The sequence below is a fragment of the Ornithinimicrobium sufpigmenti genome (assembly GCF_004322775.1).
Classification (GTDB): Bacteria; Actinomycetota; Actinomycetes; order Actinomycetales; family Dermatophilaceae; genus Ornithinicoccus; species Ornithinicoccus sufpigmenti.
Genome location: NZ_CP036403.1, coordinates 1,369,923 through 1,388,844, shown reverse-complemented (window position 1 = coordinate 1,388,844; position 18,922 = coordinate 1,369,923). Strand labels below are relative to the sequence as shown.

The window sequence follows — 18,922 nt, the reverse complement described above, 5'->3', positions numbered from 1 at the left end:
GCTGCTCCCCGACGGTCATGGTGCCGGGTCGGGCGGAGAGACCGGGTCAGCCGGAGGTGACCTCGACCTGCTCGACCCGGACGAACGTCCGCGGGTCGACCACGATGTTGTCCACGTTCGTGCTGTGGACCGTCGTCCTCGTCTCGTACCACATCGGGATGACCGGCATGTCCTCCAGCAGGATGTCCTCCGCCTGCTGGTAGAGCTCGGCCGCGGCGTCCTCGTCGGCCTCGGCGTTGGCCTGGTCGATGAGGTTGTCGAACTCCTCGTTGCTGTACCGCGCGTAGTTGGAGTCGGCGCCCGTGCTGTAGAGCGGCTCCATGGCGTACTGCGGGCTCGGGTAGCTCAGCACCCAGCCCAGGCGGTACGGCCCGGTGATGACCTCTTCGTCGTGCAGGTCAAGGTACTGCGCGAACTCCAGCGACTCGAAGGAGATGCTGTCGATCGGCAGGTTCTGCTGCCACATGTTCGCCACGGCCTCGGTCCACTCCTCGTGGCCGGCGCCGGAGTTGAAGTAGATGGTCAGCTCGGAGGGGCCGCCGGCGTCCTCGTACATCTGCCGGGCGGTCTCGGCGTCGAAGTCGCAGTAGTTGCAGGCGTCCCCGCGGTACTCCGGCAGCACCGGCGGGATGACGCCGGTCGCGGGCTCACGAGCGCCGTTGAAGATGGTGTCGATGATCGTCTGCCGGTCGATCGCCATGGAGAGCGCGTGCCGGATGTCCGGGTCCTGGAACTCCTCCTGGTAGAGCGGGAAGCCCAGGTAGGTGAACGAGCTGGTCTGGTCCTCCTGGTACTGGTCGGGGAACTCCTGGTCCACCGTGGCCAGCCGCTCCGGCGGGATGCCGTCCAGGATGTCGAGCGAGCCCGCCTGCACGTCGAGGTAGGCGGTGTTGACGTCGGAGTAGATCTTCCAGACGACGCGGTCCGCGAGGCCAGGCTCGTCGCCCGGCCAGTCCTCGTAGCGGGTCATCGCGATCTCGACGTTGTGCACCCACTCGCCGTCCATCTGGTAGCGGCCGTTGCCGATCGGCGCCTCCTGGAAGGCGGCGATGTCCTCGAAGGCGACCTCGGGCAGCGGGTAGAAGGCGGTGTAGCTGAGCTGCGCAGGGAACGGCGAGAACGGCTCGGAGAGCGTGATCTCCAGCGTGGTGTCGTCGGGCGCGGACAGACCGGACATCTCGGTGGCCTCGCCGTCGGCCACCTCCTGGTAGCCCTCGATCTTGTCGAAGAAGGCCTCCTGGGTCTGGCCGTTGTCGGGGTTGACGATCCAGTTCCAGGTGTCGACGAAGGTCTGCGCGGTGACCGGGTCACCGTTGTGGAAGGTGAAGTCGTCGCGGAGGGTGAAGGTCCAGTTCTGGGCGTCCTCGGTCTCCCAGTCGGAGGCGACCACGCCGACGACCTCGCCGCTGTCGTAGTCGATCGAGGTCAGCCCGCTGTAGAGCTGCTCGAGGACCTTGCTGCCGCAGACCTCCGAGGAGCTGCCGGTCTGCAGGTTCTGGGGCTCGCAGTTGTAGATGGTGAACTCGCCGCCGGAGGCGCCGGGCTCGCCGGTCTCCTCGCCACCCTCACCGGGCTCACCGAGCGTCTGGTCGGGACCGTCCGGGTCCGGGTCGACGTCGACTTCGTCACCGCCGCCGTTGCAGGCGGTGAGCACCAGGGTGGCGGCTGCCGTCACGGCCGCGAGCCTGAAAGCAGGTCGTCGGATGATCAACGCGGATCAGCTCCTTCGCTGGTCGGGTATGCGATGAGACACACCGTGACCTATGCGGGGCCGCCGCGACAACTATCGGTGTGGTGGATGGGGCGATTGTCACCGGATCGTGACATGCCGCCACGGCAGGTCCTGCCCTGGTATGCCGCTCAGCCGCCGCTCCCGTGGTCACGGTGGCCTTCCTCGTGCGGCCTCGGGGTCGCCCTACCGCTCGTCCCCGCCCACCCCGAGCTGGTCCAGCACGAAGGCGACCTCGAAGGCGGTCTCGCGCCACGCGTCATACCGGCCGGTCTTGCCGCCGTGGCCGGCGACCATCTCGGTCTTGAGCAGGATCGGGCGCTCGTGCGGGTCGTTGGTGACGGTCTCCCGCAACCGGGCGACCCACTTGGCCGGCTCGACGAAGAAGACCCGGGTGTCGTTGAGGCCGGTGGTGGCCAGGATCGCCGGGTACTGCACGGGCCGGATGTTCTCGTAGGGGGTGTAGGAGCGCATCAGGGAGTAGATCTCCGCCGACTCCAGCGGGTTGCCCCACTCCTCCCACTCGCCGACGGTCAGCGGGAGCGAGGGGTCCAGGATCGTGGTGAGCGCGTCGACGAAGGCCACCCCGGCGTGCACGACCCGGAACCGCTCGGGAGCCAGGTTGACCACGGCGCCCATGAGCAGCCCACCGGCTGAGCGGCCCTCGGCGGCGAGCCGGTCGGGTGCCACCCAACCGGTCTCGACGACGTGGTCGGCACAGGCGACGAAGTCGGTGAAGGTGTTCGTCTTGTGCTCCATGCGCCCGGACTCGTACCAGCCGCGGCCCATCTCGCCGCCGCCGCGCACGTGCGCGACGGCGTAGACCACACCGCGGTCCAGGTAGGACAGCCGGGAGACGGAGAAGTAGGGGTCGATGGAGATCTCGTAGGAGCCGTAGCCGTAGAGCAGGCCGGGGGCGGTGCCGTCGGGGACGACGTCCTTGCGGGCGACGAGGGAGATGGGGATCCGGGTGCCGTCGGCGGCGGTGGCCCACAGCCGGTGCTGCTGGTAGTCCTGCGGGTCGTAGCCGCCGAGGACGGGCTGGCGCTTGACCAGCGTCAGCGCCCCCGAGGCCAGGTCCAGGTCGTAGACGCTGCGCGGGGTCACCAGCGACTCGATGACCACCTGCAGGGTGTCGGTGTCGTAGGTCGGGTTGGCGCCGGTGTCGATGGAGTAGACCTCCTCCTCGACCGGCACCTGGTAGCCCGCGCCTACCGGACGGCCGTCGGCGGACAGGGGCAGGACCTGCACCTGGGTCAGGCCGTCCCGGCGCAGCGAGACGGCGAGGTGGCCGGCGAAGGCGTCGACGGTGCTGATCCGCACCCCCTCCTCGCCGGGGAGCACCGTGGTCCAGTCGTCGGCGGACGCCGAGCCCAGCGGCGCGACCGCGAGCTCGAAGTCGCGGTGGCCCTTGTTGTGCACGATCCAGAGCCGGTCGCCGGCCGGCTCCACGTCATACTCCACCCCCTCCTGGCGAGGGGCGACCACGCGGAACTCCCCGGTCGGGTCGTCGGCCTCCAGGATGCGGAACTCCGAGGTGTTCTTGCTGCCGAGCCCGATGAGCACGTGCCGGTCGTCGCGGGAGGCGCCCACGCCCATCCAGAACCGCTCGTCGTCCTCCTGGTAGACGAGCACGTCCTGCTTGGCGGCGGTGCCGACCGCGTGCCGCCACACCTGGAACGGGCGCCAGGCGTCGTCGACGCGGGTGTAGAAGAGGTGGTCGCCCTCGGCGGACCAGGCGGTGCCGTAGCCGATGCCGGTGACGGCGTCGTCGACGACCTCGCCGGTGCGCAGGTCCTTGATCCGCACGTCGAAGCGCTCGTCGCCGGTGGTGTCCACCGCGTAGGCCAGCCGGTCGCCGGCCGGGCTGACGTCGAAGGCGCCGAGGGAGAAGAACTCCTCGCCGGCGGCCTCGGCGTTGCCGTCCAGCAGCAGCTCCTCCCCCTCCGGCGCGCTGCCCGGGTCGAGCACCGGGCGCTCGGGGCTCTCGCCGACCGCGATCCGGCCGTGCACGGCATACTGCTGGCCCTCGACGGTGCGGGTGTAGTACCACCAGTCGCGGTGCCGGACGGGGACCGAGAGGTCGGTCTCCTGGGTGCGGCCCTTGATCTCGGCGAAGATGCGCTCGCGCAGACCCTCCAGGTGCGCGGTGCGCTCCTGCGTCCAGGCGTTCTCCGCCTCCAGGTGGGCGATCACGTCCGGGTCGGTCTTGTCCCGCAGCCACTCGTAGGCGTCGACGACGTCCTCGCCGTGGTGGCTGCGGACGGTCTCGCGCCGGGCCGCGCGGGGAGCAGAGGGTATGGCGTCGGGCTGGGTGGTCACCCGCCCACGTTACCCGCCGGTCGCCCGTGCGCCGCTGCGGCCCCGCAGCCGCGGTCGGCTACCGTGAAGGTCGATGGTCCCGCCCCAGGTCCCGCCCCAGGTCCCGCCCCAGGTCCCGCCCGACGTCACGCCGATGATCCCGACGCCCCTGCGTCACCGGACCGCCTGCTGGGTGGTGCGCGACGTGGGTCCGGGCAGACCCCGCTGGGACGGTGCTCGACGAGCCGGGGTGCGGCTGCGGCAGGCGGAGGGGTTGTTCCTGCTGGCGGACGCCGGGCCGGTGGAGGTGTACGGCGACGCCCCCGACCCGCTCGGCCTGGACGTCCTGGAGGACGGGACCGGCCAGTGGGTCGGGCTGCTCACCGACGACGCGGCACGGACGGCGGTGGCGCTCACCGACGTCCACGGCTTCGGGCACCTGTTCACCTACGCCCACCGGCGCGGGCGCAGGCAGGACGTCTACCTCGCCACCACCCTGGACGCGCTCGTCGACCGGCTGCGGGCCGACGGCGTCCGGCTCGAGGTCAACTGGCCGTTCGCGCTGACCACCCTGGCCTCGACCCACGTCCTGACGCGCTCGCACTGGAGCGACGAGACCTTCGTCTCGGGCGTCCGGCTGCTGCGCCCCACCGAGCTGCTGGTCATGGACGGCGACGGCTGGGAGCTGCACGAGCGCGCGGTGACCACCGACCCCCGGGGCCGCTCCTACGAGGAGCTGCTGGACGCCGGCGTCGACCGGGTGACGCGCCTGCTGCGGTCGGTCGCCGAGGCCGGCTGGTCCGACCTGCGCCTCTACAGCTCCGGCGGCAAGGACAGCCGGGCCGTCTACACCCTGCTGCAGCACGCCGGGGTGCTCCCCCACGTGAGCGTGTCGGCGGCCGACCCGGTGCGCTGGGCAGACGCCCGGGGCCGCTCGGTCATCTGGCGCGACCTCGCGGTGACGGACAGCCTGCGCCGCCACTTCGAGCTGCCCTGGACCGTGGAGCCCGAGTACCAGGACCGGATGCTGTCGTGGGCCGAGAGCCTGGAGCTGCACCAGAGCTATGCCGCCGGCAACAGCTGGTCCTTCCCCGCCGCGCGTCAGCTGCGGTGGCCGGTCGAGCCGCACGTCGCCCTCCGCGGTGCGGCCGGGGAGACCGTGCGCTCCGGGCACCGCGCGGTCATCGCCCCCCGGTCGTGGGTGCGGGCGATGGGCCGCAGGCGCGCGACGCTGGGCCGGGACCTGGCCACCCTGCACACGATGATCGTGCACCCCGAGGTGCACGTGCCGCCGTCGGTGGTGGCGGCCGGCCGGGACCTCGTCGCCCGCTCCTTCGCGCCGCTGCCGTCCGCGGCGATCAACGAGCAGCTCAACTACCACTATCTGCTGCACCGCAACCGCTCCCACTTCGGGCACGTGCTGCAGTCGCTGGACACCCGGGCGCTCCCGCTCTACCCGCTGGCCACGCCCGAGTTCCTCCGTGCCGCCTACCTCCTGCCCTACTGGGAGCGGCACCGCGGGACGGCGGTCTTCGACCTCATCGAGCGGACCGCCCCCGAGCTGAACCGGATGCCGTTCGCGGAGGGCTCCTGGCCCGAGGAGGTCTGGAGCCAGCGCGACCCGGACTTTGTCCCACCGGCCGGACCCACCGGCCCGTTCGCACCGGAGCAGTTCCCCGACTACTTCGCGCAGGAGGACCAGAACCACGCCCGCCGCGGGCGGTGGAGCGGTCCCCACCGGTTCGAGGCCCGCGGGCAGACGCACCGCCTCACGGTCGAGGGTCTGTGGCGCCTGCACGACCTGACCGCGGACCCGGCGGTCCTGCCGGACCGCACCGTCGCCGACCTGACCCGGCTCGCCGGGCTGGGGCAGCTGCCGGGACCGGTGACCGCGGTCAAGGTCGCGTCCCTGCTGCGGGTGCTGGACTCCCCCCTCGAGCCCGAGCCGCTGGCTGCCGAGGTCCGGCTCGGGCGACACGGGGTCCTGGGCCGGTGGATGGGCCGGGGTCGTCCGGCGGAGCCGGTGCAGACCGGCAGACCCGGCGGGGCACGGACCCAGGCAGACGTCATCGCCGGCCAGGCGGGTGCGGGCCTGGAGCCGTGGGCGGCCGACCCGGCGACACCCGTGGGCATCGCCTGCCATGCGTGGGTCGAGGGATCGAGGGTGCTGGCCCGGCGCGTGGGCCGGCTGGCGAACGGGGCGGCGCTGCGGTGCACCTTCACGCTCGTCCAGGGCGCCGACCACCTGCAGCAGGTGGAGACCGACGACCTGCAGGCGGTGGTCGCCGACGGGCTGGGGGCCGGCGCCTACCGGGTGCTGCTCACCGCCCGCCGGGCCGACCGGCCCGAGGTCACCTACCGGCTGACGAGCCTGCCCGTGCGGGTGGAGTAGGCCGGCACCTCAGGCGCTGATGCAGGCCGGCCCCAGCAGCGCCTTGAGGTCACCGAACAGCTCAGGGCTGGCGGTGACCCGCAGGCTCGGGTCGAGGCGCAGCAGGACGGTCCGGCCCGGCTGGCTGAGCTTGACGTGGACGTCGGTGGCGCCGGGGTGGTTGGCCAGGACCCCCTTCAGCTTGTGCGCGAGCCCGTCCGTGGCGCGGCCGAGCGGCAGGTTGAGCACGATCGGTCCGCGGGGTCCCTGCCGGATGTCCGGCAGGGTCAGCTCGTTGGCCATCAGCTCGGCCCCCTCGTCCTTCTTCAGCCGGCCCTTGACCACCACGACGGTGTCCTCGGCGAGCATCGTGGAGATCGTCATGTAGGTCTTGGGCCAGAAGACGACGTCGAGCGAGCCGGCGAGGTCCTCCACGCTGGCGCGGGCGTAGGGGTCGCCGTTCTTGGTGCGCTTGAGCTGCAGGTTGGTGAGCAGGCCCGCCACGGTGACGAAGTCGCCGTCCTTGACGCCCTCGTCCGCGACCATCTCCAGGATGGAGGCGCTGGCGTGCTGGGACAGGATGTGCTCGATGCCGTTGAGCGGGTGGTCGGAGACGTAGAGGCCGAGCATCTCCCGCTCGAAGGCCAGCCGGGCGGACTTCTCCCACTCGATGGCGGGCACGGGGGGCAGGGTGACGATCTGCATACCGGCGGCGGCGTCGTCCCCGTCCCCGAAGCCAAACCCGGAGAACAGGCTGTCCTGGCCGATCGCCTCCTGCCTCTTCTCGTCGACCAGCGCGTCGACGTAGCGCTCGTGGATGCTGGCCAGCCCCTGGCGGGTGTGGCCCAGGCTGTCGAAGGCACCGGCCTTGACCAGCGAGTCCACGGTGCGCTTGTTGCACACCACGGCCGGGCACTTGCGCAGGAAGTCCTCGAAGGAGGTGAACGCCCCCTTCTCCTCGCGGGTGCGCACGATGGCGTCCACGACGTTGGCGCCGACGTTGCGGATGGCCTGCAGGCCGAACCGGATGTCGTCGCCGACGGCGGCGAAGTTGGCGACCGACTGGTTCACGTCCGGCGGCAGCACCGGGATCCGCAGCCGCCGGCACTCGGCCAGGTAGAGGGCGGTCTTGTCCTTGTCGTCGCCGACGCTGGTCAGCAGCGCGGCCATGTACTCGGCCGGGTAGTTGGCCTTGAGGTAGGCGGTCCAGTAGGAGATGACGCCGTAGGCCGCGGTGTGGGCCTTGTTGAAGGCGTAGTCGGAGAAGGGCACCAGGACGCCCCACAGCGCCGCCACCGAGGCCTCGGTGAAACCATTGGCCTTCATGCCGTCGGAGAACGGGACGTACTCGGCGTCGAGCACCTCCTTCTTCTTCTTGCCCATCGCCCGGCGCAGCAGGTCGGCGTTGCCCAGCGTGTAGCCCGCCAGCTTCTGCGCGATCTCCATGACCTGTTCCTGGTAGATGCACAAACCGTAGGTATTGCCCAGGATCGGCTCGAGCGCGGACTCCATCTCCGGCTGCAGCTTGCCCTTGAGCTGGGGGTCCAGCGGGGTGTTCTCCTGCTTGCCGTTCTTGCGGAGTGCGAAGTTGGTGTGCGCGTTGACGCCCATCGGGCCGGGGCGGTAGAGCGCGAGCGCGGCGGAGATGTCCTCGAAGTTGTCCGGCTGCATCAGCCGCAGCAGCTGGCGCATGCCGTTGCCGTCGAGCTGGAAGACGCCGAGGGTGTCGCCGCGACTGAGCAGGTCGTAGGTGGACCGGTCGGTCATGTCCTTGGAGAGAGCCTCCAGGTCGATGTCCTCACCGCGGTTGTCCTTGATGTTGACGATCGCGTCGTCCAGGACGGTGAGGTTGCGCAGCCCGAGGAAGTCCATCTTGACCAGCCCCAGCGCCTCGCACGTGGGGTAGTCGAACTGGGTGATGATCTGCCCGTCCTGCTCCCGGCGCATGATCGGGATGAGGTCGAGCAGCGGCTCGCTGGACATGATGACACCGGCGGCGTGCACGCCCCACTGACGCTTCAGGCCCTCCAGGCCGCGCGCGGTCTCATACACCTCCCGGGCGTGCGGGTCGTCGGCCAGCAGCTCGCGGAACTCCGAGGCCTCGGCATACCTCTTGTCCGTAGGGTCCTCGATGCCGGACAGGGTGATGCCCTTGCCCATGACGTCCGGCGGCATCGCCTTGGTCAGCTTCTCTCCCATCGCGAACGGGAAGCCCATCACGCGGGAGGCGTCCTTGAGGGCCTGCTTGGCCTTGATCGTGCCGTAGGTGACGATCATCGCGACCCGGTCGTCGCCGTACTTCTCGGTGACGTAGCGGATCACCTCGCCGCGGCGCCGGTCGTCGAAGTCGACGTCGAAGTCGGGCATCGACATGCGCTCGGGGTTGAGGAAGCGCTCGAAGATCAGCCCGTGCGGGATGGGGTCGAGGTCGGTGATGCCGAGCGCGTAGGCGCAGGTCGACCCCGCACCGGAGCCGCGGCCGGGGCCGACCCGGATGCCCTGGCTCTTGGCCCAGTTGATGAAGTCGGCGACGACGAGGAAGTAGCCGGGGTAGCCCTTGCCGACGATGACCTCGGTCTCGTACTCGGCCTGCTTGCGGGCGTAGTCGGGCACGCCCTCGGGGAAGCGCCGGTGCAGCCCGGCCTCGACCTCCTTGATGAACCAGCTGGTCTCGTCCTCGCCCTCGGGCACCGGGAACTTGGGCATGTAGCGGCCCTCGCCCTCGGTGAAGGACACCTCGCACCGCTCGGCCACGAGCAGGGTGTTGTCGCAGGCCTCGGGCAGCTCACGCCATACCTCGCGCATCTCCGCGGCACTCTTGATGTAGTAGCCGTCCCCGTCGAACTTGAACCGGTTGGGGTCGCTGAGCTGGGAGCCGGTCGAGACGCACAGCAGCGCGCCGTGCGCGCCGGCGTCCTCGCGGCGGGTGTAGTGCAGGTCGTTGGTGGCCAGCAGCGGCAGCGACAGCTCCTTGGCCAGCTTGAGCAGGTCCTGGCGGACCACCCGCTCGATGTCGATGCCGTGGTCCATCAGCTCGAGGTAGTAGTTGCCCTGCCCGAAGATGTCCTTCATGTCCGAGGCGTAGCGGACCGCCTCGTCCCACTGGCCCATCCGCAGCCGGGTCTGGATCTCGCCGGAGGGGCAACCGGTGGTGGCGATCAGGCCCTGGCCGTAGGTCTCCAGCAGCTCGCGGTCCATCCGGGGCTTGAAGTAGTAGCCCTCCAGGGAGGCCAGGGACGCCAGGCGGAAGAGGTTGTGCATGCCGTTGTTGTTGCGCGCCAGCAGCGTCATGTGGGTGTAGGCACCGGAGCCGGAGACGTCGTCGCGGCCCCCGTCGCCGTACTTCACCCGGGTCTTGTCGGTCCGGTGCGTGCCGGGGGTGACGTAGGCCTCCAGCCCGATGATCGGCTTGACGTCGTAGCGCTGAGCCGTCTTCCAGAACTCGTAGGCGCCGAAGACGAACCCGTGGTCCGTCGTCGCGATGGCGGGCATCCCCTGCTCGGCGGCCACCTCGAACATCTCCGAGATACGCGCCGCACCGTCGAGCATGGAGTACTCGGTGTGGTTGTGCAGGTGCACGAAGTTCTGATCGGGGCTGACTGAGCGTGACATCGAGACCGATCCTAGATCGGTCCCCTGACAACGCAGGCAGCCGCCGTCGGCTCAGCCGCGGATGCGGTCCAGCGCGGTCTGCAGGTCCTGCGGGTAGGGCGAGTCGAAGTGCACGTACTCGCCGCTGCCGGGGTGCTCGAAGCCGAGCCCGGTGGCGTGCAGCCACTGGCGGTCCAGCCCCAGACGCTTGGCCAGCACGGGGTCGGCACCGTAGGTGAGGTCCCCCGCGCAGGGGTGGCGCAGGGCCGAGAAGTGCACCCGGATCTGGTGGGTACGACCGGTCTCCAGGTGCACCTCCAGCAGGCTGGCGGACCGGTGCGCCTCCAGCAGCTGGTAGTGCGTGACGGACGGGCGCCCGGTGCTCATCACCGCGAACCGGTAGTCGTGGCCGGGGTGTCGACCGATGGGGGCCTCGATGGTGCCCTCGTGCGGGTCCGGCAGCCCCTGGACCAGCGTGTGGTAGGTCTTGTCGACCACCCGGTCGCGGAAGGCCTGCTTGAGCACGGTGTAGGCCCGCTCGGACTTGGCGATGACCATGAGCCCGCTGGTGCCGACGTCGAGGCGCTGGACGATCCCCTGCCTCTCCGGTGCCCCGGACGTGGAGATCCGGTAGCCGGCCGCGGCCAGTCCCCCGACGACCGTCGGCCCGCTCCAGCCCACGCTGGGGTGGGCGGCCACGAACGCGGGCTTGTCGACGACCACGACCTCGGTGTCGTCGTGGACGATCCGCATCCCCTCGACCGGCTCGGCGACGACCTCCAGGCCCGGCGGCGGGCCGGCAGGCGGCAGCTCGACGTCCAGCATCGACCCGGCGCTCACCCGGTCCGACTTGCCGACCACCTTGCCGTCGGCGCGCACCTGGCCGGCTGCGGCCAGGTCGGCCGCCTTGGACCGGGACAGCCCCAGCAGCCGGGCCAGGGCGCTGTCGACCCGTTCCCCCTCCAGCCCGTCGGGCACGGTGAACCAGCGGGACTCGCTCACCGGCCACGCTCCTCGGCCGCGCGGTCGGTGCCGTGCCGGTCCGCAGCCCCCTGCGTGTGGTCGTCAGCATCCTTCTCGGCGACCTCACGGGTCCCGTCGGGCAGGTAGCCCCGCAGCGCGAGGATGACGATCGCCACCGCCGCGAAGGTGATGCCCATGTCGGCGAAGTTGAAGACCGGGAAGTTGGGCAGGGCGAGGAAGTCGACGACGTGGCCGCGGCCCGGTCCCGGTGGGCGCAGGTAGCGGTCGGTGAGGTTGCCCAGCGCCCCGCCCAGCAGCAGACCCAGCGTCAGCGCCCACGGCAGGCTGCGGGTGCGCAGGGCCTGCCAGATGATCACCAGGACCACGACCGTGGCGACGGCGGTGAGCACGCCCGTCATCCCGGTCCCGAGCGAGAAGGCGGCGCCGGAGTTGTAGGTCAGGTGCAGCTGCAGCAGCTCCCCGACGAGAGGCACCGACTCGCCCCGGGTCAGGGCACTCTCGGCCCACCACTTCGTGGCCTGGTCGAGGATCAGCCAGCCGGCGGCCACCAGGAAGATCAGGGTGGTCCGGCGGGGATGGGCGTGGGTCAGCGGCGTTCCTGCTTCTGCTTGCATGTCAGGCATAGCGTCGCACGGGGGAAGGCCTGCAGCCGCATCTTCCCGATCGGCTGACCGCAGGACTCGCAGTTGCCGTAGGTCCCGTCCGCGATCCGCTCCAGGGCGTGCGTGACCTGCTGCAGCAGCTCGCGGGAGTTGTTCGCGAGGGACAGCTCCTGCTCCCGCTCGAGCGTGGCCGATCCGGCGTCGGCCTGGTCGTCCCCCGCACCGTCGCCGTAGTCCCGCATCAGCTCTGCGAGGTCCTGCTCGGCCTCCGCGACCTCGGTGTGCAGCCGTGCCGCTTCCTCCTGGAGGGTGCTGCGCACCTCGTCAAGCTCTTCCTGGGTCCAGGGGTCCTCGCCCTCGCGGACCGGAAACTGCTGCGGGTCGGCGTCCTGCACGGCGGCCGTAAGGCGAGGGTCGACGCCGGTCTTGTCGGTGCTGCTGGCCACGAGGTGCCCTTCGGTCGGTGCTGGGCCGTACGACGCGACGTCGCAGACCATGGTGGCGGCAGGATAGAGCAGGTCAGGTCGGCACACAACGCCGATGGACCCCGCCCCACGGGGCAGGGTCCATCGGACGTGAGGCAGGGGTGCGGCGGGCGCGTGACCGTGCGCGGGTATGCCGTCCCGGCAGGCGTCCCTGCGGGTCGCCGCGCGCCAGGGCTCGGGGGTCAGCCCCGGTGGTCCTCCACCTTGGCGAGCTGGTCGGTGAGGAAGGTGCGCAGGCGGTCGCGCAGGTCGTTCTCCTGGGTGCGCAGCTCCTCGATGCGGCCCGAGAGCGCGCTCTGCTGGCTGGTGAGGTCCTGGAGGATCGAGCTGCGGCGCTGCTCGGCCTCGCCGACCAGCTCCTGGCTGCGCGACTCGCCCTCACCGACCAGACGGTCCCGCGCCTCCTCGCCGGTACGCACCAGGTCGTCGTGCTGCTCCTGGCCCTCGGCGACGAGGCGGTCGTGGGTCTCCTGACCCTGGGTCACGAGACGGTCGTGGGTCTGCTGACCGGTGCGGACCAGCTCGTCGTGCCGTTCCTGGCCCTCGGTGGCCAGGCGGTCGTGCGTCTCCTGACCCGTGCGCAGCAGCTCCTGGCTCTTGTGGTCTGCTTCGGACGTCACGCGGTCGCGGTAGGCCTCGGCCTCGCCCACCAGCTGGGCCTTGGTGCTCTCGCCCTCGGCCACGTGCTGGTCGTGCAGGCGCTGGGCCAGGGAGATGATCGAGGTCGGGTCCTGCGTGTCGGACGCCACGGCCTGCTTCGGCTGGCCCTGCCCGGCGGACGACCCCTGCTCACCGGGCCCGCGCTCGCCGATCCCCTGCTCGGGGAAGCTCTGGGCCTGACCCTCTGCCTGCGCCGCCCGCTCCTGCGCCTGGGCCAGCTGCTCCTGGGTGGTCCGCAGCTGGGTCTCCAGCTCGGTCCGGGACTCCTGGCAGGAGGCCAGCTGGGTGCGCAGGTCCTCCACCTCGGAGGTGAGCTCGGCCACGCGGTGGTCGCCGCCGTCGACGGGCTCCGCAGCCACGTCGTCCCTGGCTGGTGTCGCGGTGACATCGTCCTGGGCGGGCGGCGCGGCCACGAGCGTGTGCGGGTCGCCCGACGGCTCGGCGGCGCTGCCGCCCAGTCCCCGGCTGGCCCGGCAGTCCTCGAGGTCGGAGCGCAGGCCCTCGTTCTCGGCAAGGAGGCGACGGAGCTCGACCACCACCTCGTCGAGGAAGTCGTCGACCTGCGTCTCGTCGTAGCCGCGGCGCAGGTGGGTGGCGCTGAAGCTCTTCTTGATCACGTCCTCGGGGGACAGCGTCATTCTTCACCTCGATCAGGGAGACCATCGGTGGGACGCCCGGATCGACGGACCGTGGGCAGGACCGATGGGGGTGCGGTCTGCACGTGCACGGTCACTGTAACGCAACCCCACCTGCCCCAGGGCTGCCCCGAAACCCCGCTGCGGGACCCGTCAGAAGGGCAGGGAGGCGGCCACCCCGCGAGCGATCCCGACCCCCAGGATGAGCACCAGGAAGGCCAGGTCGAGCGCGATGCCGCCCAGCCGCAGCGGCGGGATCACCCGGCGCAGTGCGCGCAGGGGCGGGTCCGTCAGCGTGTAGACGCCGTTGGCCAGCACCAGCACCGGGCCCTTGGGGCGCCAGTCGCGCGAGAAGACCTGCACCCAGTCGAAGATCAGGCGTCCGATGAGGACGAAGAAGTACAGGTTGAGAATGAGCGCGATGACGTCGCCGACCATGGCGTCAGCGTACGTGAAGCGGCTGGGTACTCCCTGGCCGCCCTCGGGTCATCAACTCTGGTTGAACGGGCCCTGCGGCGAGCGCTGGGCCTGCGCGGCGTTGCCGCTGTCGACGCGGACGTGGGACGGGCTGAGCAGGAAGACCTTGCTGGTCACCCGCTCGATGGACCCGTGCAGGCCGAAGGCCAGGCCGGCGGCGAAGTCGACCAGCCGCTTGGCGTCGGCGTCGTCCATGTCGCTGAGGTTCATGATGACCGGGATCCCACCCCGGTAGGCCTCACCGATGTTCTTCGCCTCGTTGTAGGTGCGCGGGTGGATGGTGGTGATGCGGTTCATCTCGCCGACCTCCGGTTCACGGACGACCTCGGACACGTGGGTGCGGGTCGGCAGCGTGGCGACGTCCGCGGTGCCCTCGTCGTCGTCGTTGTCGCGGACCGCGCGCACGGGGGCGACCGCGCGCCGGGTGCGGTCGTCCTCGTCCTGGTAGACGTCGTAGTCGTCGTAACGCTCCTCGGACTCGGCGAGTCCGAGGTACTCCATGGTCTTGCGCAGTGCCCCGGCCATGTCAGCGAGCTCCTTGGGTGCGTGACGGGCGTCTACCCGACGTGGTCGATCTTCGAACGCCTCCGACGCTACCGGCCGGGCTGCCGCGATCCCAGGATTGCGCTTCCGACACGCAGGTGTGTCGCGCCGCTGGCGATCGCCAGCTCCAGGTCGGCGCTCATCCCCGCCGACAGCACGTCCGCGTCGGGGTGGGTATGCCGCAGCTCGGCCCCCAGCTGGGCGAGCCGGTCAAAGGCCGCGCGGGTCCCGGCCTCGTCCTGACCGAACGGCGCCACGGCCATCAGCCCGCGCAGCCGCAGGTGCTCCGCGCCCGCCACCGCGTCGGCCAGTGCCGGCACCTGCTCGGGCAGCGCACCGCCACGCCCGGCCTGCTCCCCCTCGCCCAGGTCCACCTGGACCAGCACCTCCAGCGGCGCCGCCGCGTGCCCCTCCTCCAGCGCCGTGCCGCGGCCACGGTCCAGCGCCCGCACGATCTTGGGTCGGTCCACGGACTGGACCATGTCGGCATACCGGGCGACCCTGCCCGCCTTGTTGCTCTGCAGCTGACCCACGAAGTGGACGGTGAGCCGTTCGCGCACCGTCTCGTCCAGCTCGGCGACCTTCGCGCCGGCCTCCTGGTCCTTGTTCTCGCCGATGTCGCGCACGCCCAGCTTGAGCAGGTGGGTGATGTCGCCGGCCGGGAAGAACTTCGTGACGGCGATCAGCGTGATCCCACCGGGGTCGCGGCCCGCCTCGTCGCACGCCTGCGCGATCCGTCCGCGCACGACGGTGAGCCGTTCCTCGATCTCGGTATGTCGCATACCCACCTCTCTCATCAGGCCGCCTGCTCCGGGGCGAGGAGGCGGATCACGCCGGCGAACCGGCCGGTGGCGCCGTCGCGCCGGTAGGAGTAGAGGTCGTCGCGCTCCCGCGTGCATCCGGGCAGCCAGGTCAGCGTCACGCCCGCACGGGTGAGCTGCTCGACGACGCCCGCGGCGACGTCGACCGCGGGGGTGCCCTGCCGGGTGACCGAGGCGGCGACGGGCTCGACCTCGGCGGCCTGGCTGCGCATCTGGTCGGGGACCTCGTAGCAGCGGGGGCAGACGGACGGGCCCACCACGGCCTCCAGCGCGGAGGCGCCGAGCTCGCGCAGCCGGTCGACGGTGGCGGGGACGACGCCGGAGACCATCCCGGGCCGGCCGGCGTGCACCGCCGCCGCCAGCCCGGCGGTCCGGTCGACGAGCAGCACGGGGACGCAGTCGGCCACCAGCACGACCAGGGCTTCATCCGCCACCCCGGAGACGAGGCCGTCGGCGGCGGGCGCACCGGGCTGGGGTGGGTGGGGCCGGTGCGGTGTCGGCCCCTGCTCGGCACGGGCGAGCGTCGTCGCTGGCGTGAGCGCGACGGCGCAGCCGTGCTGCTGGTCCATGAACCTCAGGTCGGCGAGCCGCAGCCCCAGCTCGTGCGCGAGGCGGTGCCGGTTGGTCTCCACGGCCTCGGGCCGGTCCCCCACGTGCCCACCCAGGTTGAACTCGGCATACCGGTCCTGGCTGGACCCGCCGAGGCGGTCCGTGACGGCCCACTCGACCCCGTAGGTGGGGCCGTTGGGTTCGATCCGCTCCCGCCAGAAGAACACGTGGTCAGGGTATCGCCAGGTCCTTGCCGGTCGGGTCAGCGGTCGCGGCCCAGCCGTCGCCGTCGAGCGCGGCAAGCTGGTCCTGGACCAGGAGCCGGAGCCGGTCGCGGTAGTCCTGCTGGCTGCGTTCCAGGGCCTCGATCCGGGTCTCCAGCAGCTCCCGCCGTACCTGCAGGTCGGCCAGGATGCCGGCGCGCCGCTCCTGCGCCTCCCCCACGAGTCGGTCGTGCGCCTGCTGCCCCTCCTGGACGAGCCGCTCGTGCTCGCTCCGTGCCACGCTGCTGGCGTCGGAGAGCAGCTGCTCGCCCTGCCGCCGCGTGCTCTCGCGCAGGGTCGCCGTCTCCTGCTCGGCGCAGGTGCGCAGCTGCTCGCACTCGCGCTGGGCGACCTCGCGCACGCTCACTGCCTCTTGCTCGGCGGTGGTGCGCAGCCGCTCGGCGAGCGCCCGGCCCTGCTCGACGTGGTCGGCGTGCAGCCGGTGGGCGATGGCGGTGATGACTGCCAGGTCGTCGAGCTGGGGGTTGCCGGTCGGCTCGATCTCGACCGGCCCGAGCGGCTCCGCCTGGATCTCGGCGGCGGCGCGCAGCGTGCGCAACTCGGCGGCCGTCCTGTCCTGGGCAGCCAGGACCTCCTCGCGTGCGGCGTGCATCCCCTCCAGCTGTTTCTGCTCCTGGTGCACCTGCTCGTCCAGCTCGGCCTGGCGCTGCTCCAGCTCTGCGACCTTGCGCTGGGCCCGTTCCCTGCGCTGCTCGGCCGCGTCGGCCTCCTGGGTGGTCTGCTCGAACCTGGCCTGCAGCTGTGCCATGTCGGCGACCAGCTCCCGCCGCTCAGCCCGGACCAGGTCCACCTGCTGCTGCTCTCGTTGGACCCGCTCGGAGGCGACGTCGGAGGAGCCGCGCGCCCGCAGCGTGGCAACCTCGGCCGTCAGCTCGTCGACCCGTCCGTGGAGGTGTCGCAGCTCGGCGACGACCTCCTCCAGGAAGGTGTCGACCTCCTTCTCGTCATAACCGCGGCGCAGCACGACGGTGGTGAACGTCTTGCGGACGACGTCCTCGGGGTTCAGGGGCATGTCTAGCTCCTCCTGTCTTTCGTCAGAGGCCGGAGAAGGCCTGCAGGATGTTGATGACGCCGGGCCCCATAACCACTATGAAGAGGGCGGGCAGGATGAAGAGGATGAGCGGGAAGACCACCTTGACCGGGATCTGCATGGCCTTCTCCTCCGCGCGCTGGCGACGTTTGACGCGCATCTCCGCCGCCTGGGTGGACAGGACCCTGGCGATCGAGATGCCGTGCTCCTCGCCCTGCATGATGGCCCGCACGAAGCGGCGCAGATCCTCCACCTGCACCCGGCTGGTCAACCCCCTGTAGGCCACCCGCCGGGGGACACCGACCTGGATCTCCTGCAGCGTCCGGACGAACTCGTCCGCGAGCGGCCCCTCGCTGCCGCGGGCGACGTGCGTGATCGCGGCCTCGAAGCCCAGCCCGGCCTCGACCGAGATCGTCAGCTGGTCGAGGGTGTCGGGCAGCGCCTCCTGGATGGCCTGCTGCCGCTTCTGCGCGGTGTTGTAGAGCAGCAGCTCGGGCAGGAGCCAGACGGCGGTCGTGGTCCCGACCGCGAAGAGCACCATCCGGGGGGTGGGTCCGCCGGAGAGGAGGAGCACGAAGACGCCCGCGGTGACCGCGGTGGTGACCAGCTTGGTGACGAGGACGCGGTGCAGCGGCCACCGCGCCGGCCGGCCCGCGCCGCCGAGGAGCCGGTCGATCCGCTTCACCATGCCCATCGGTGTGAGTGCGTAGGCCGTCCGGTAGAGCCAGCCGGAGGGAGCGGCATACGGGTCCTCCGTCGCCCCGGCACGGGACTCGCGGGCGAGGTTCTCCAGGGCGCGGCGCCGGGTGGCGTCGGGGCCCGAGGAGAAGGCGAAGACGAGGAACAGGAGCGCGACGCCGACCAGCGCCGCACCCAGCAGCATGAGGGTCCGGCCGTCCATCAGAACTTCACCTCGATCACCTTGCGCAGCCACAGGCCGCCAAGGGTGAGCATGACGAACCCCCCGGCGATCATCGCCCAGCCGAGGGGAGACTCCAGCAGGACGCCGATGTACTCGGGGTTGACGATCGCGAGCATGCCTGCCATGCCGAAGGGGAGCGCCATGAGGATGATCGCGGACAGCTTGCCCTCGGCGGCCAGGGACTTGACCTGACGCCGGATCTGACCGCGCTCGCGGACGGTCTCGCCCACGGTGTCGAGCACCTCGGCCAGGTTGCCGCCGACCTGCCGGTGGATCGTGATGGCCTGGCCGATCCAGTGGAAGTCGTCACTACCCATCCGCTCGGCGGTCTCGGTCAGCGCCAGGGTGACGTCCCGCCCGACCCTCGCCTGGTTGACGACCCGGGCCAGCTCCCCGGCCGCCGGCTCGTCGACCTCCCGGGCGACGTAGCTGAGCGCCTGCTGCATGGAGTGCCCGGCCCGCATGTTGCTGGCCAGCAGGGTGACGATGTCGTCGATCTGGTCGGCGAACCGGGCGCGGCGCCGGTCGGCCCGCACGTGGACCCAGGCCAGCACGCCGATGCCCGTCATGAACGCCAGGAGCAGCGCCAACACCAGCCCCTCCAGCACCGCGCCGACGGCGAAGGCGGCGAGCGCCATCGCCCCGGTGACGAGGATGAAGTCGGCCACGTCCATCCTGATGCCCGCCAGGTCCAGGGCGTTCGACCATCGACGGCCGCGCCCGCTGCGGTCCACCAGCTGCCCGATCCGGCCGGTGGCTGCTCCCGCGACCCGGGTGACCAGCGAGGTGTCCTCCACGCCGTAGCGACGCCGGTCGTACGGCAGGGAGCGGCTGGGGACGAGCAGCAGCGTCGCCAGCACGCACGCGGACGCTGCGAGAAGCACCACCCCGACCGTCAGCAGGCCCAGGCTCATGGTCGACCTCTCACCGGTGGCTCC

15 protein-coding genes are annotated in these 18,922 nt (G+C 71.3%); 1 reads left to right on the top strand and 14 read right to left on the bottom strand.

The features are described 5' to 3' along the window. Positions 1–46: 46 nt before the first annotated feature. Positions 47–1,675 (bottom strand): peptide ABC transporter substrate-binding protein, encoded by a 1,629-nt coding sequence (locus ESZ52_RS06370; protein ID WP_181009961.1) that lies wholly within the window; start codon positions 1,673–1,675, stop codon positions 47–49. Positions 1,676–1,915: 240 nt separating this feature from the next. Then, on the bottom strand, positions 1,916–4,051 hold the full coding sequence (locus ESZ52_RS06365; RefSeq protein WP_181009962.1) for a S9 family peptidase: 2,136 nt from the start codon (positions 4,049–4,051) through the stop codon (positions 1,916–1,918). Positions 4,052–4,124: 73 nt separating this feature from the next. Between ESZ52_RS06365 and ESZ52_RS06360 the strand changes: the two genes are divergently transcribed. After that, positions 4,125–6,422 carry a hypothetical protein gene (locus ESZ52_RS06360; protein ID WP_131104190.1) on the top strand — a complete coding sequence of 766 codons (2,298 nt, stop codon included), beginning with the start codon at positions 4,125–4,127 and terminating at the stop codon, positions 6,420–6,422. A gap of 9 nt (positions 6,423–6,431) precedes the next feature. Here ESZ52_RS06360 and dnaE read toward each other — a convergent pair whose 3' ends face one another. The 12 genes from dnaE to ESZ52_RS06300 form a co-directional block, all read right to left on the bottom strand. After that, positions 6,432–10,013 carry a DNA polymerase III subunit alpha gene (gene dnaE, locus ESZ52_RS06355; protein ID WP_131104189.1) on the bottom strand — a complete coding sequence of 1,194 codons (3,582 nt, stop codon included), beginning with the start codon at positions 10,011–10,013 and terminating at the stop codon, positions 6,432–6,434. A 51-nt stretch (positions 10,014–10,064) separates the two neighbouring features. Next, positions 10,065–10,994, bottom strand: a complete 930-nt coding sequence (locus tag ESZ52_RS06350; RefSeq protein WP_131104188.1) for an RluA family pseudouridine synthase — start codon at positions 10,992–10,994, stop codon at positions 10,065–10,067. Further along, the gene (gene lspA, locus ESZ52_RS06345; RefSeq protein ID WP_238154513.1) at positions 10,991–11,590 is read right to left on the bottom strand and encodes a signal peptidase II; all 600 of its coding nucleotides are present in this window, start codon (positions 11,588–11,590) and stop codon (positions 10,991–10,993) included. Before lspA ends, ESZ52_RS06350 begins: the two co-directional genes overlap by 4 nt. Continuing rightward, entirely contained in the window at positions 11,563–12,024 is a 462-nt protein-coding gene (locus ESZ52_RS06340) for a TraR/DksA family transcriptional regulator (protein ID WP_337590193.1), read from the bottom strand. Before ESZ52_RS06340 ends, lspA begins: the two co-directional genes overlap by 28 nt. Positions 12,025–12,245: 221 nt before the next feature. Then, positions 12,246–13,361: a DivIVA domain-containing protein gene (locus tag ESZ52_RS06335; RefSeq protein WP_131104186.1), complete on the bottom strand. Its 1,116-nt coding sequence runs from the start codon at positions 13,359–13,361 to the stop codon at positions 12,246–12,248. 150 nt (positions 13,362–13,511) lie between these two features. Further along, on the bottom strand, positions 13,512–13,796 hold the full coding sequence (locus tag ESZ52_RS06330; RefSeq protein ID WP_131104185.1) for a YggT family protein: 285 nt from the start codon (positions 13,794–13,796) through the stop codon (positions 13,512–13,514). Between the two features lie 51 nt (positions 13,797–13,847). Continuing rightward, a complete protein-coding gene (locus ESZ52_RS06325) occupies positions 13,848–14,360 on the bottom strand; it encodes a cell division protein SepF (protein ID WP_131104184.1) in 513 nt (170 codons plus the stop codon). Between the two features lie 68 nt (positions 14,361–14,428). Next, a complete protein-coding gene (locus ESZ52_RS06320) occupies positions 14,429–15,160 on the bottom strand; it encodes a YggS family pyridoxal phosphate-dependent enzyme (protein WP_131104183.1) in 732 nt (243 codons plus the stop codon). A 14-nt stretch (positions 15,161–15,174) separates the two neighbouring features. After that, entirely contained in the window at positions 15,175–15,975 is an 801-nt protein-coding gene (locus tag ESZ52_RS06315; protein WP_131104182.1) for a purine nucleoside phosphorylase YfiH/LACC1 family protein, read from the bottom strand. Between the two features lie 4 nt (positions 15,976–15,979). Then, on the bottom strand, positions 15,980–17,044 hold the full coding sequence (locus tag ESZ52_RS06310; RefSeq protein WP_131104181.1) for a DivIVA domain-containing protein: 1,065 nt from the start codon (positions 17,042–17,044) through the stop codon (positions 15,980–15,982). Between the two features lie 22 nt (positions 17,045–17,066). Next, a complete protein-coding gene (locus ESZ52_RS06305; protein WP_202865416.1) occupies positions 17,067–17,963 on the bottom strand; it encodes a type II secretion system F family protein in 897 nt (298 codons plus the stop codon). After that, positions 17,963–18,898 (bottom strand): type II secretion system F family protein, encoded by a 936-nt coding sequence (locus tag ESZ52_RS06300; protein WP_131104180.1) that lies wholly within the window; start codon positions 18,896–18,898, stop codon positions 17,963–17,965. The genes ESZ52_RS06305 and ESZ52_RS06300 overlap by 1 nt, the downstream gene beginning before the upstream one ends. Positions 18,899–18,922 lie beyond the last annotated feature (24 nt).